We start from the raw sequence: 14,210 nt of genomic DNA, 5'->3' as shown, positions 1-14,210 counted from the left end.
CTGCGGCTAGCTTCCTAATCTGCTCTTTGGTTTTCATTGAGTATCAGTGACTAACTCATCAACTCTGATTTATCCAATAAAATTGAAAAGGATGGAAAAAAGGTTGCATTTATGATATAATTTATTTTAAAGACCTTATTAGAAATCTTGAGAGAGTATTGAAAACTTAGAATGAGAAAAATTGTTATCAATGGTGGATTACCACTACAAGGTGAAATCACTATTAGTGGTGCTAAAAATAGTGTTGTGGCCTTAATTCCGGCTATTATCTTGGCTGATGATGTGGTGACTTTGGATTGCGTTCCAGATATTTCGGATGTAGCCAGTCTTGTCGAAATTATGGAATTGATGGGAGCTACTGTTAAGCGTTATGACGATGTCTTGGAGATTGATCCAAGAGGTGTTCAAAATATTCCAATGCCTTATGGGAAAATCAATAGTCTTCGTGCATCTTATTATTTTTATGGAAGTCTTTTAGGTCGCTTTGGTGAAGCCACAGTTGGCTTGCCTGGAGGATGTGACCTTGGTCCTCGTCCGATTGACCTACACCTTAAGGCTTTTGAAGCTATGGGTGCCACTGTTAGCTACGAGGGAGATAACATGAAGTTATCTGCTAAAGATACAGGACTTCATGGTACAAGTATTTACATGGATACGATTAGTGTAGGAGCAACGATTAATACGATGATTGCTGCGGTTAAAGCAAATGGTCGTACTATTATTGAAAATGCAGCCCGTGAACCTGAAATTATTGATGTAGCTACCCTCTTGAATAATATGGGTGCCCATATCCGTGGGGCAGGAACCAATATCATCATTATTGATGGTGTCGAAAGATTACATGGGACACGTCATCAGGTGATTCCAGACCGCATTGAAGCTGGAACATATATTTCCTTAGCTGCTGCAGTTGGTAAAGGAATTCGTATCAATAATGTTCTTTACGAACACCTAGAAGGATTTATTGCTAAGTTGGAAGAAATGGGAGTGAGAATGACTGTATCTGAAGACAGCATTTTTGTCGAGGAACAGTCTAATTTGAAAGCAATCAATATTAAGACGGCTCCTTACCCAAGCTTTGCAACTGATTTGCAACAACCGATTACCCCACTTTTACTAAGAGCGAATGGTCGTGGTACAATTGTCGATACGATTTACGAAAAACGTGTAAATCATGTTTTTGAACTAGTAAAGATGGATGCGAACATTTCGACAACAAATGGTCATATTTTGTACACGGGTGGACGTAGTTTACGTGGAGCCAGTGTTAAAGCAACTGACCTGAGAGCAGGTGCAGCTTTAGTTATTGCTGGTTTGATGGCCGAGGGACAAACTGAAATTATCAATGTCGAGTTTATCTTACGTGGTTATTCTGATATTATCGAAAAATTACGTAATCTAGGAGCGGATATTAGACTTGTTGAGTATTAAACCGTAGAGGTGTTTATGAATATTTGGACCAAATTAGCAATGTTTTCTTTTTTTGAAACGGATCGCTTGTATTTGCGTCCTTTCTTTTTTAGTGATAATCAGGACTTTCACGAGGTAGCTTCAAATCCAGAAAATCTTCAATTTATTTTCCCAACGCAGGCAAGTCTGGAAGAAAGTCAGTATGCACTTGCCAATTACTTTATGAAGTCCCCTTTGGGAGTGTGGGCAATTTGTGACCAGAAAAATCAACAAATGATTGGTTCTATTAAATTTGAGAAGTTAGATGAAATCAAAAAAGAAGCTGAGCTTGGCTATTTTTTGAGAAAAGATGCTTGGTCGCAAGGATTTATGACAGAGGTTGTTAGAAAAATTTGTCAGCTTTCTTTTGAAGAATTTGATTTAAAACAATTATCTATTATTACCCATCTCGAAAATGAAGCAAGTCAACGGGTTGCCCTTAAGTCTGGATTTCGATTGATTCGTCAGTTTAAAGGAAGTGATCGTTACACAAGAAAAATGCGGGATTATCTTGAATTTCGGTATGTAAAAGGAGAGTTCAATGAGTAAGCATCAGGAAATTCTAAGCTATTTGGAGGAATTACCAGTAGGTAAAAGAGTCAGTGTTCGTAGTATTTCCAATCATCTAGGAGTTAGTGATGGAACAGCCTATCGGGCTATTAAAGAAGCTGAAAACCGTGGAATTGTGGAGACCCGTCCTAGAAGTGGAACAATTCGTGTTAAATCCCAGAAAGTTGCTATAGAGAGATTAGCGTTTGCTGAAATTGCAGAGGTGACTTCTTCTGAGGTTCTGGCTGGGAAAGAAGGTTTAGAGAGAGAATTTAGTAAGTTCTCTATCGGTGCCATGACTGAACAAAACATCCTATCCTACCTTCATGATGGGGGACTCTTGATTGTCGGAGACCGGACCCGTATCCAATTACTAGCGCTGGAAAATGAAAATGCCGTTTTGGTTACAGGTGGTTTTCATGTTCATGATGATGTGCTTAAACTGGCAAATCAAAAAGGGATTCCTGTTCTAAGAAGCAAGCATGACACTTTCACTGTTGCGACTATGATCAATAAAGCCTTGTCAAATGTCCAAATCAAGACTGATATTTTGACAGTTGAGAAGCTTTATCGTCCAAGTCATGAGTATGGTTTTCTGAGAGAGACAGACACCGTTAAAGATTATTTGTACTTGGTACGCAAGAATCGTAGCAGTCGTTTTCCTGTTATCAATCAACATCAGGTTGTTGTTGGCATTGTAACCATGAGAGATGCTGGTGATAAGTCACCAAGTACCACAATTGACAAGGTCATGTCTCGTAGTTTATTTTTAGTTGGATTATCGACAAATATTGCCAATGTGAGTCAACGGATGATTGCTGAAGACTTTGAAATGGTACCGGTTGTTCGGAATAATCAAACCTTGCTTGGAGTTGTGACACGACGAGATGTCATGGAGAAGATGAGTCGTTCCCAAGTTTCTGCTCTACCAACTTTTTCTGAGCAGATTGGTCAAAAACTCGCTTATCACCATGATGAAGTCGTCATTACAGTGGAACCCTTTATGCTTGAGAAAAACGGTGTTTTGGCTAATGGTGTATTAGCGGAGATACTGACTCACATGACCCAAGATTTAGTTGTGAATAGTGGTCGCAATCTCATTATCGAGCAGATGCTCATCTACTTTTTGCAGGCTGTTCAGATAGATGATACACTGCGCATTCAAGCACGCATTATCCACCATACTAGACGGTCAGCTATTATTGATTACGATATTTATCATGGTCATCGGATTGTTTCAAAAGCAAATGTAACCGTTAAAATTAATTAGAAACTAGGAGAAAAAATGATAACATTAAAATCAGCTCGTGAAATCGAAGCTATGGATAAGGCCGGTGATTTTTTAGCAAGTATCCATATTGGCTTGCGTGATTTGATTAAGCCTGGCGTAGATATGTGGGAAGTTGAAGAATACGTTCGCCGTCGTTGTAAGGAAGAAAATTTCCTTCCGCTTCAGATTGGAGTTGACGGTGCCATGATGGACTATCCTTATGCTACCTGTTGCTCTCTTAATGATGAAGTAGCTCATGCTTTCCCTCGTCACTATATCTTGAAAGATGGTGATTTGCTCAAGGTTGACATGGTTTTGGGAGGTCCAATTGCTAAGTCTGATTTGAATGTCTCAAAATTAAACTTCAACAATGTTGAGCAAATGAAGAAATACACTCAGAGCTATTCTGGTGGTTTAGCAGACTCTTGTTGGGCTTATGCTGTAGGTACACCGTCCGAAGAAGTGAAAAACTTGATGGATGTAACTAAAGAAGCAATGTATAAGGGGATTGAGCAAGCTGTTATTGGGAACCGTATTGGTGATATTGGTGCAGCCATTCAAGAATACGCTGAAAGTCGTGGTTACGGTGTAGTGCGTGATTTGGTTGGTCATGGTGTTGGCCCAACCATGCACGAAGAACCAATGGTTCCTAACTATGGTATTGCTGGTCGTGGACTTCGTCTCCGTGAAGGAATGGTCTTGACTATTGAACCAATGATTAATACAGGTGACTGGGAAATCGATACAGATATGAAAACCGGTTGGGCGCATAAGACCATTGACGGTGGATTGTCATGTCAGTATGAACACCAATTTGTCATTACGAAAGATGGACCTGTTATCTTGACTAGCCAAGGTGAAGAAGGAACTTATTAATAAAAATTGAAAAGACTACTGGAAGTTTATTTTGATAAAAAATCCAGTAGATCTTTTCATAATAAAACGCATTGTATCAAGTGTTAGGGGCTGATATCATGCGTTTTTCTGACTTTAAGATTTTTTCCAACTCTGTTTGTAACCACATCATAACAGAGGGTCTAGGATTCAGGGCTCTCCTCCTATATACTATTAGTAAAGCAAAACTAGGGGAGAATATTTTAGTGTCGCAATCTATTGTTTCTGTAGAGGTTCCACAATATTGTCGTTTTGATTCTAAAAAGAGAAATGGAATTCTGTTTAACGTTCGTATTGCCAATCTTAAATTTACCTTTTTTATATTGATGTATTGAGCTAGTTCATGAAAAAATTAAGTGAAAAAGTCGAGTGTTTTAGAAACCTACAGTGTAGTATTCTAGTTTCAATCCGCTATATTTTGCTACTCCCCGTAAAGTTTCTATTTTCCCTGATTTCTGATATAATAGAAATATTGACTTCAAGAGTAAGGAAGAGAAGATGAACGCATTATTAAATGGAATGAATGACCGTCAGGCTGAGGCGGTGCAAACGACAGAAGGTCCCTTGTTGATCATGGCAGGGGCTGGTTCTGGAAAGACCCGTGTTTTGACCCACCGCATTGCTTATTTGATTGATGAAAAGCTGGTCAATCCTTGGAATATCTTGGCTATTACCTTTACTAACAAGGCTGCGCGTGAGATGAAAGAGCGTGCTTATAGCCTTAATCCAGCTACTCAGGACTGTCTGATTGCGACCTTTCACTCCATGTGTGTGCGTATTCTGCGTCGCGATGCGGACCATATTGGTTACAATCGCAATTTTACTATTGTAGATCCAGGGGAGCAGCGAACTCTCATGAAACGCATTCTCAAGCAGTTGAACTTGGATCCTAAAAAATGGAATGAACGAACTATTTTGGGAACCATTTCCAATGCTAAGAATGATCTGATTGATGATGTAGCTTATGCTGCCCAAGCTGGCGATATGTATACGCAAATCGTGTCCCAGTGTTATACAGCTTATCAGAAAGAACTGTGTCAGTCGGAGTCGGTTGACTTTGATGATTTGATTATGCTGACCCTGCGTCTCTTTGATCAAAATCCTGATGTCTTGACCTACTACCAGCAGAAGTTTCAGTACATCCACGTTGATGAGTACCAAGATACTAACCATGCCCAGTACCAACTGGTCAAACTCTTGGCTTCACGCTTTAAAAATATTTGTGTGGTTGGGGATGCGGACCAGTCTATCTACGGTTGGCGTGGTGCGGATATGCAGAATATTTTGGATTTTGAGAAAGATTATCCCCAAGCCAAGGTTGTTTTGTTGGAAGAGAATTACCGTTCCACTAAAACAATTCTCCAAGCGGCCAACGAGGTCATTAAAAACAACAAAAACCGCCGTCCTAAGAATCTCTGGACCCAAAATGCTGATGGGGAACAAATCGTTTACTATCGTGCCAATGATGAGCTAGATGAGGCTGTATTTGTAGCCAAAACCATCGATGAACTTGGTCGGAGTCAAAACTTCCTTCACAAGGATTTTGCAGTTCTCTATCGGACTAATGCGCAGTCCCGTACTATTGAGGAAGCCTTGCTTAAGTCCAATATTCCTTATACCATGGTTGGTGGAACCAAGTTCTACAGCCGTAAGGAAATCCGCGATATTATCGCTTACCTTAACCTCATTGCCAATTTGAGTGACAATATCAGTTTTGAGCGCATTATCAACGAACCGAAACGAGGAATTGGGCCAGGAACGGTTGAGAAAATTCGTGACTTTGCGAATGTGCAAAACATGTCTATGCTGGATTCTTCTGCTAATATCATGTTGTCTGGTATCAAGGGGAAAGCAGCCCAATCTATCTGGGATTTTGCCAATATGATTCTGGATTTGCGGGAGCAACTGGACCAGTTAAGCATTACTGAGTTGGTTGAGGCCGTCCTAGAAAAAACAGGTTACGTCGATATTCTAAATGCTCAAGCGACTTTAGAAAGCAAGGCTCGGGTTGAAAATATTGAAGAGTTCCTTTCTGTGACGAAAAACTTTGATGACACCTCTGATGGGCCAGAAGAAGAAACTGGTTTGGATAAACTAAGTCGTTTCTTAAATGACTTGGCCTTGATTGCGGACACAGATTCAGGTAGTCAGGAGACATCAGAAGTGACCTTGATGACCCTGCATGCTGCCAAAGGTCTCGAGTTTCCAGTTGTCTTTTTGATTGGGATGGAAGAAAATGTCTTTCCACTTAGTCGTGCGGCTGAAGATCCAGATGAATTAGAAGAAGAGCGCCGTCTAGCCTATGTAGGTATCACGCGTGCAGAGAAAATCCTCTATCTAACAAATGCCAACTCGCGCCTGCTTTTTGGTCGTACCAACTACAACCGTCCCACTCGTTTTATTAACGAAATCAGCTCGGACTTACTTGAGTATCAAGGTCTGGCTCGTCCAGCAAATACAAGCTTTAAGGCATCTTATAGCAGTGGTGGGGTTGCCTTCGGTCAAGGTATGAGTCTTGCCCAGGCTCTTCAAGACCGTAAACGCAGTGCTGCCCCAAAATCTATCCAGTCAAGCGGTCTCCCATTTGGTCAATTTACAGCTGGAGCAAAATCAGCTTCTAGCGAGGCAAATTGGTCCATTGGTGACATTGCCCTCCACAAGAAGTGGGGAGAGGGAACTGTTGTGGAAGTTTCAGGTAGCGGTGCTACGCAGGAATTGAAAATCAATTTCCCAGAAGTAGGTTTGAAAAAACTTTTGGCTAGTGTGGCCCCAATTGAGAAAAAAATCTAATTTTTCATCCTTCTCACGAATAATAAAGTGAGGAGGATTTTTATGTACAGTATTTCATTCCAAGAAGATTCACTATTACCAAGAGAAAGACTGGCCAAGGAAGGAGTTGAAGCGCTCAGTAATCAAGAGTTGCTAGCTATTTTACTCAGGACAGGAACACGTCAAGCTAGCGTTTTTGAAATTGCCCAGAAAGTCTTGAGCAATCTTTCAAGCCTAACGGATTTGAAAAAAATGACCCTGCAGGAATTGCAGAGTCTGTCTGGTATCGGCCGTGTTAAGGCCATAGAATTACAAGCTATGATTGAACTGGGCCATCGTATTCACAAACACGAGACTCTTGAGATGGAAAGTATTCTCAGCAGTCAAAAGTTGGCCAAGAAGATGCAACAGGAATTGGGGGACAAAAAACAAGAGCACCTGGTGGCGCTCTATCTCAATACTCAAAATCAAATCATTCATCAACAGACCATTTTTATCGGTTCTGCAACTCGTAGTATCGCTGAGCCGCGAGAGATTCTTCACTATGCTATCAAGCATATGGCGACTTCACTCATCTTGGTCCACAATCACCCTTCGGGAGCGGTAGCCCCTAGCCGAAATGATGATCATGTCACTAAAATTGTTAAAGAAGCCTGCGACCTGATGGGGATTGTCCTCTTGGACCATTTGATTGTCTCACAATCTAGTTACTTTAGTTACCGTGAAAAGACAGATTTAATCTAAAGTTCATTAACAACATAGTCAAAGAGGTTTTTATCTTTGGGGCGATTTTCAAATAGAAATTCTGGGTGCCATTGGACACCGAGAAAGGCAACATCATCCGTACTCATGACAGCTTCAATAATACCATCTTTAGGATCATGAGCCGCAATCTTTAAATTTGGTGCTAAATCCTTGATACTCTGGTGATGGAAGGAGTTGATATGGGAGATTTCTCCATAGATTTCTCGGAGAACAGTATCAGGTTCTGTCACCAAGCGTTGAGTTGTGTACTCGGCAGAACAATTCTGCCAATGATCTTCGATATCTTGGTACAGAGTTCCGCCCATGGCAACGTTAAAAAGCTGAGTCCCACGACAGACGGAGAAAATAGGCTTTTTCTGTTTGATAGCTTCCTTGATGAGGGCTAGTTCGAATATATCTCTTTGAAGGTGGTAGTCATCGCTATCAATGGTTTTTGGTTCACCATAGAATTTTGGATCAACATTTTGCCCACCTGTCAAGATGAGCTTGTCAATCATACTGATATAGTGGCAGGCCATTTCTTGATCACCAATCGGTAGGATGATGGGAATCCCTCCAGCGTCTTTAACGCCTTCCACAAAGCCTTTTGCTGCGTAGCTCATCATGATGTCATCATCCGGATGAGTTTTTTCGTTTCCTGTTATCCCAATAACTGGTTTTTTCATAAAATGATTTTCGCTTTCTAATCCTCTTTTCGCATGAAGTAGAGGAGGGTTTGGAGTTCACTTGTCAAATCGACATACTGAACGACCACATCTTTTGGTAAATGCAGATGGACTGGTGAAAAACTAAGAATTCCTTTCACACCAGCATCTACCAAGAGATTAGCAACCTCTTGTGACTTAACACTGGGAACGGTCAGGATAGCAGTCTTGACATCGGCATCCTTGATTTTATCCTTGATTTGAGAAATTCCGTAAATGGGAATCCCGTCAGGAGTTTGGGTACCGACTTCAGGATGGTCATCCAGGTCAAATGCCATGATAATCTTCATCTTGTTACGCTCATGAAAGCGGTAGTGGAGAAGGGCATGGCCCATATTTCCAATACCAACCAGCATGACATTGGTAATAGAGTTATCATTGAGCAAATCGGCAAAAAATGTCATCAGTTTTTTGACATCATAGCCAAAACCACGACGACCAAGTTCACCAAAATAGGAAAAATCACGACGTACGGTCGCTGAATCAATACCGATAGCCTCTGCAATTTGTTTAGAGTTGGCACGTTCAATCTTTTCTGCATGAAATCTCTTAAAAATTCGATAGTAGAGAGAGAGTCTTTTCGCTGTAGCTTTTGGAATAGCAAACTGTTTATCTTTCACAAAATCACAACCTTTCTATTCTTCTATTTTATAGAAACATTGTGAAAAAATCAACAAAAACAAGAAAAAACTAAGAAAAATCTTAGTTTTGATGTAAAAAATCTGTATGTGATAGAAAACGGTAGAGGTCTCCGACCAGACCCTGATAAATTTTCTGGCTATTAAAAGTCAGAGAAGTTACATAAAGTGTATCTGGCAGGGTCACACATCCTGACAAAGCCAGCATGAGAGCTTCATAATCCTCATACTTGAGTGTACGCTCTACATGATAGCTGTCCTTATAGGTCAATTCAAACATATGGGACCTATCTTTCTGATTTTGTAAAGACACCACGTTCTACCAAGCTATCCATGAGGAAGTAGAATTTTTCCTGATGAATGTGGTGGTCTTCTGATTTGAAAATATCAACTAGACGAAGACCAAACTTGTCAGTGATATTGATTTTAGCCCCTGTAAGTTCCTTGTTAATGATGATTTTGAGTTGGAAGCCTTCACCGCTGTTTGGCACTTTTTCCAAAAGGCGAGTCAATTCATAGTTACCAACCTTAGTCTCAAAAAAGGTGTTATCTTTGAGGGTGAATTTTTTAACAGAAGGGCTAAGAGTGTAGTCGTAACGACAATTTTTTAACTGAATGGTTTTTTCAAATGCCATATGGCTAACCTCCGATAATTTCTTTTAAGGTTTTTGCGAGGGTTTGTAGGTCTTCAACAGTATTTTGTGGCGACAAACTGATACGAACGGATTCCTTCAAGCGTTCTGAATTTGCCCCGTACATGGCTTCAAGAACATGGCTGGATTGGACAATGCCTGCCGTACAGGCTGAGCCAGTAGAGATAGAAATTCCAGCCAAATCTAGCCGAAGGAGTAAAAGGTCATTTTTCTGATCAGGAAATCCAATATTGAGGACATAAGGGAGATGATCTTGTCCTCTATTCACGTAATACTGAATTCCTTCTAGCTCTGCAAGAAAGGCAGTTTCTAGATTTTGTACATGTTGGAAATGTTCTTCCTGTTTTTCTAGGTCTTCTTTTAGGGCTGCAACCATACCCACGATGGCAGCTAAATTTTCAGTTCCTGCACGTTTTTTCTGTTCTTGGTCTCCACCATGTAGATAGGAATCAAAATCCATGCTAGATGCGTAGAGAAAGCCGATTCCCTTAGGACCATGGAATTTATGGGCAGAAGCAGTGAGAAAATCAATGCCCAATTCTTCTGGATGAATAGGGATTTTACCAATAGCCTGAACTGCATCGACATGATAGGCGGCTGGGTGTTGCTTGAGTATTTGGCCGATTTCAGCAATGGGCAGTAGGTTTCCAGTCTCATTATTGGCAAACATGGTAGAAATCAAAATCGTATCGTCACGTAAGGCCTCTTGAATTTGCTGGGCGGTGATTTCTTGATTTTCTGGCTGGATAATGGTTGCTTCAAACCCAAAGTGTTGAACCAAGTAATCAATGGTTTCAAGGACAGCATGGTGCTCGATGGCAGTTGTGATAATATGTTTTCCTCGTTCTTGGTGACGAAGGCAGTAGCCAATGATAGCAGTATTGTTGCCCTCAGTCCCACCAGAAGTGAAAAAGATATGTTGAGGTTTCGTCCCCAGTAACTGAGCTAGTTCCTGGCGGGCTTCTCGCAAGAGTTTGCCAGCTTGACGACCATGCCCATGAATACTAGAAGGATTTCCATGGGTTTCTTGCATCACCTTGGTCATAGCTGAAATAGCAACTGCTGACATAGGAGTTGTCGCAGCATTGTCCAAATAAATCAAAGAATCACCTTATTTCTTTTTGTTGTAGGTAAAGAGTGGGCTGACTGGTTTTCTTTCGTGGATACGGACGATAGCATCACCAATTAACTCACTAGCAGTGATGTAGCATACGTTTTTAGGAGTTTTTTCTTTTGTTGCTACTGAATCAGTCACAAGAATTTCTTTAATCTTAGTATTGTCAAGAAGTTCAGCAGCTCCCTCGACGAAGAGAGCGTGGCTAGAAACAGCATAAATTTCTGTAGCCCCTTCACGTTCAACGATTTTAGCAGCTTCAGAGAAGGTACGTCCTGTATTTAAAATATCATCAATCAAGATAGCTTTCTTACCTTCAACATCACCAATGATATAACCTTCGTTGCGAGTTGCATCGTCTTGAGGATAGTCGATAATGGCGATAGGAGCGTCAAGATATTCAGCCAAGCTACGCGCACGCTTTACACCTGAATTTTTAGGGCTAACGACAACAACATCTGAACCGAGTAGTCCCTTATCGCAGTAATGTTTTGCAAATAGGGGAACAGTGAAAAGATTATCCACTGGAATATCAAAGAAACCTTGAACCTGAACGGCATGCAAATCAAGAGTCAGGATACGATCAACCCCAGCCTTAACCAGCATATTGGCAACTAGTTTTGCTGTAAGTGGCTCACGAGGACAAGCAATGCGGTCTTGACGTGCATAGCCAAAATATGGAAGGACAACGTTGATACTGTGGGCACTTGCGCGCACACAAGCGTCGACCATGATTAACAATTCCATTAGGTGGTTGTTGACAGGGAAACTTGTTGATTGGATGATGTAAACATCATAACCACGGACACTTTCTTCAATATTCACTTGGATTTCTCCGTCTGAAAATTGACGTGATGATAGTTTTCCAAGTGGGACACCAACAGCTTGAGCAATTTTCTGTGCAATCTCTTGGTTAGAGTTGAGTGCGAAAAGTTTCATGTTTTTTCTATCTGACATTATAGACCGTCCTCTGTAAACTTTATAAATCCTAGTGATATTTGCCTTACATATATGAACTGGGATTCGTGTATTTTTATCTTTTCTATTTTACCAAAAAATGGAGATTATTTCAGCTATTTTTCATACTTTTGACAAATCGAACCAATTTTGATGGAGCTTTTTGATAGGAACTCTGATTTTCCTCTAAAAATTGCTGGAAATCCTGTTTGCCTTGCTCATGATTTTCCACTTCAAGCTCTAATTCATAATCTGTCATATCAAAGTACTGACTTTCATCCAGTGCCATGAGGCCAATAGCTGTTTGCATTTCATAGCGAAGTGTTGTTAGACAACCAAGAACCTGCCATTCACTAGTTTGGATACCATGTTTCGCCAATTCATCCAATACTATCCCTTGAGGAAATTCTTTCTTGCTCAGATAGTTTTCAGCATCTTTTAGTTGCAATTTTTGATTGTATTCCATGTTTCCAACACTCTGCGGGACTTTGAGTGTCAATTCTGCCCAGTCTTCAAAAGTTCGAATGCGCATAGCAACTTTCTTTTCTCGCAGCTCAAAATCAGGTGTGTCGATGTAGTAATTTTTTTGAAGAACAGGAGTGACACCTGTGAACTGGTCTTTTAGACGATCATACTCATCTTTTTTCAATAGTGTTTTCAATTCAATTTCTAAATGTTTCATTTTTCTTACCTTTTCTTTATCGTTGAAAGCGGATTATGGTATAAACTGCTCACAGCTTCCTAGTCCCTTGAAATCAGTGGGTTTCTAGCATGTCAACCAAAAGTGAATACGAGATTGAATACGACTCTACTTTTAGCTGGAGCGAATGAAATCCATGAGCTGATCAACGACTTCAAAACGTTGATTATCATTGATGTGGGTATACATATCAAGGGTTGTTTGAACATTGTTGTGACCTAATCTGTCCGAAATAATTTTGGCTGTAATACCAGCTTCAAAGAGGAGAGAAGCGTGTGTGTGCCTGAAACCGTGAGGAGTGATTTTTTTGACATCTTTATGTTCACAAAAGAATCTTCTAAGTCTCTCTTTAACAGCTGAAGGAGAAATCCATCCTCCGAAACTATTCGTAAATATATAATTCGATTCACGTTTGTAAGGCACACCAGCCTGGAAATATTCTTTTATTTGCTGTCGTTTCCAGAGTTTCAAAACATTCAGAGTTTCATCATCTAAGGTGATAACCCTCTTACTCCTTTTGGTTTTAGGATCCTGAACAGTTTGTTTTTTACCAATCACGACAGCCGTGCGAGAAATGCTTAACAACTTATTTTCAAAGTCAACATCTGACCACATGAGGCCAATTGCTTCTCCAGTTCTCAATCCAGAAAAAGCGAGCAAGTGAAAAAAGGTGTAGTCTACTGGCTTACAATTTACTTTGTAAACTTTAAGAAACTCCGTTAGTTCCTGTTTTGTATAGTGGTTCTCTTTGCCCTTTAAGGGTCTATTTTTAGGCTTGATAATCTTGTCCAAGGGATTTAACTTAATGATGTCAAGAGAAACGGCATACTTGAAAATACGGCTGATTACAGAGTAGTAATTGGCATATAGGATATAGCGATTACTTAACTGGATAGCAACCTTTTGACAATAAGCTACACTGATCTGCTGAATTTTCATATCTGTAAAATATGAGTCAATTATAATACGAAGTTTTTTCTTAACGTTCTGATAGGTTGTTGGTTTTACAGTACTTTTATAGCTATCAAGCCATAACTCAGCGACTTCAGCGAAAGTAGGGTTCTGAAAATCTTCATTGTTTGAAAAACCGTTCTCTTCAACATCTAAGAGAAGGTCACGTTCGGCAGCCTTTGCCTCTTTAATGGTTTTAAAACCACGTCTTGTTGTGCGTTTTTCTTTTCCAGTAGCAGGGTCTATACCCAGATATGTTTGAAAGAGATATCTAGTCTCTCCTTTTTTTGTAAGGTATTTTTTTATCATAAAAAGTCCTTTCTTTTCGATTGCTTGCCCGCATAGTTGAAAAGGTGTAGAACTTATGATAAACTATAGTTGTATTTTTTTATCATCCTTTCCATTGCTTGCTAGGTGGAAAGTTGAATCCTCACACTCAAAGTTTGGCGATGGAGAGTGTGGGGATTTTTTGAGTTGTTTCCAAAATGGAAACAGTTGCTAGATAAAAAGAAAAGTAGTCGTATCAAATACGGCTACCATCACGTTATGGATCTAAAATCCAAACCTAAACTTTATGGAGCTAAACTCCTGATAGCTGTATTGTAATATAATTTTCAAAAAATATCAATTTCGCACAATAGACCTATAGGATGAGGTTGCTATTGGCGAATATGGGGGTGCTTTTGTTTATTTCAAGTATTTATAACTCAAAAAAGGGAAGTAACAATTAAGCTACTTCCCTGGAGCGCAAAGGCTCAAAGTTTAAAAATATGAGGGTAAACCTCTAAGTAACCTAA

General features: G+C 40.1%; 14 protein-coding genes. 6 read left to right on the top strand and 8 right to left on the bottom strand.

The annotated features are described in order from the left end of the window. The first annotated feature begins 171 nt into the window (after positions 1–171). From HT736_RS00735 to radC, 6 genes are all read left to right on the top strand, one after another. A complete protein-coding gene (locus HT736_RS00735; protein WP_001227095.1) occupies positions 172–1,431 on the top strand; it encodes a UDP-N-acetylglucosamine 1-carboxyvinyltransferase in 1,260 nt (419 codons plus the stop codon). Between the two features lie 15 nt (positions 1,432–1,446). Next, the gene (locus tag HT736_RS00730; protein ID WP_001028719.1) at positions 1,447–1,998 is read left to right on the top strand and encodes a GNAT family N-acetyltransferase; all 552 of its coding nucleotides are present in this window, start codon (positions 1,447–1,449) and stop codon (positions 1,996–1,998) included. Next, on the top strand, positions 1,991–3,268 hold the full coding sequence (spxR, locus tag HT736_RS00725; protein ID WP_138707661.1) for a CBS-HotDog domain-containing transcription factor SpxR: 1,278 nt from the start codon (positions 1,991–1,993) through the stop codon (positions 3,266–3,268). Before HT736_RS00730 ends, spxR begins: the two co-directional genes overlap by 8 nt. Positions 3,269–3,283: 15 nt before the next feature. Then, positions 3,284–4,144 (top strand): methionyl aminopeptidase, encoded by an 861-nt coding sequence (locus tag HT736_RS00720; RefSeq protein ID WP_000631540.1) that lies wholly within the window; start codon positions 3,284–3,286, stop codon positions 4,142–4,144. 516 nt (positions 4,145–4,660) lie between these two features. Further along, positions 4,661–6,952 carry a DNA helicase PcrA gene (gene pcrA / locus HT736_RS00715; protein WP_172930652.1) on the top strand — a complete coding sequence of 764 codons (2,292 nt, stop codon included), beginning with the start codon at positions 4,661–4,663 and terminating at the stop codon, positions 6,950–6,952. Between the two features lie 42 nt (positions 6,953–6,994). Beyond that, a complete protein-coding gene (gene radC / locus HT736_RS00710) occupies positions 6,995–7,675 on the top strand; it encodes a DNA repair protein RadC (protein WP_000286927.1) in 681 nt (226 codons plus the stop codon). Here radC and HT736_RS00705 read toward each other — a convergent pair. The 8 genes from HT736_RS00705 to HT736_RS00670 all read right to left on the bottom strand — a co-directional run bounded on the left by HT736_RS00705 (position 7,672) and on the right by HT736_RS00670 (position 13,722). Beyond that, positions 7,672–8,361, bottom strand: coding sequence for a gamma-glutamyl-gamma-aminobutyrate hydrolase family protein (locus tag HT736_RS00705; protein ID WP_000743339.1), 690 nt, complete (start codon positions 8,359–8,361; stop codon positions 7,672–7,674). The genes radC and HT736_RS00705 overlap by 4 nt on opposite strands. 17 nt (positions 8,362–8,378) lie before the next feature. Continuing rightward, a complete protein-coding gene (locus HT736_RS00700; protein WP_000653403.1) occupies positions 8,379–9,020 on the bottom strand; it encodes a redox-sensing transcriptional repressor Rex in 642 nt (213 codons plus the stop codon). A gap of 82 nt (positions 9,021–9,102) precedes the next feature. Beyond that, positions 9,103–9,318 (bottom strand): DUF4649 family protein, encoded by a 216-nt coding sequence (locus HT736_RS00695; protein WP_000462493.1) that lies wholly within the window; start codon positions 9,316–9,318, stop codon positions 9,103–9,105. Positions 9,319–9,325: 7 nt separating this feature from the next. After that, positions 9,326–9,673, bottom strand: a complete 348-nt coding sequence (locus tag HT736_RS00690; protein WP_000863540.1) for a DUF1831 domain-containing protein — start codon at positions 9,671–9,673, stop codon at positions 9,326–9,328. Between the two features lie 4 nt (positions 9,674–9,677). After that, positions 9,678–10,793 carry a cysteine desulfurase family protein gene (locus HT736_RS00685; protein WP_172930651.1) on the bottom strand — a complete coding sequence of 372 codons (1,116 nt, stop codon included), beginning with the start codon at positions 10,791–10,793 and terminating at the stop codon, positions 9,678–9,680. 9 nt (positions 10,794–10,802) lie between these two features. Beyond that, positions 10,803–11,762, bottom strand: coding sequence for a ribose-phosphate diphosphokinase (locus tag HT736_RS00680; protein WP_172930650.1), 960 nt, complete (start codon positions 11,760–11,762; stop codon positions 10,803–10,805). A 112-nt stretch (positions 11,763–11,874) separates the two neighbouring features. Continuing rightward, positions 11,875–12,444 (bottom strand): CYTH domain-containing protein, encoded by a 570-nt coding sequence (locus HT736_RS00675; protein WP_000681274.1) that lies wholly within the window; start codon positions 12,442–12,444, stop codon positions 11,875–11,877. A 132-nt stretch (positions 12,445–12,576) separates the two neighbouring features. After that, the gene (locus HT736_RS00670; protein ID WP_172930649.1) at positions 12,577–13,722 is read right to left on the bottom strand and encodes a site-specific integrase; all 1,146 of its coding nucleotides are present in this window, start codon (positions 13,720–13,722) and stop codon (positions 12,577–12,579) included. Between the last annotated feature and the right edge of the window lie 488 nt (positions 13,723–14,210).

Origin of the sequence: Streptococcus sp. 339 (assembly GCF_013277285.1) — a bacterium.
GTDB classification, from domain to species: Bacteria; Bacillota; Bacilli; order Lactobacillales; family Streptococcaceae; genus Streptococcus; species Streptococcus pseudopneumoniae.
This window is presented reverse-complemented; position numbering and strand designations above follow the sequence as displayed.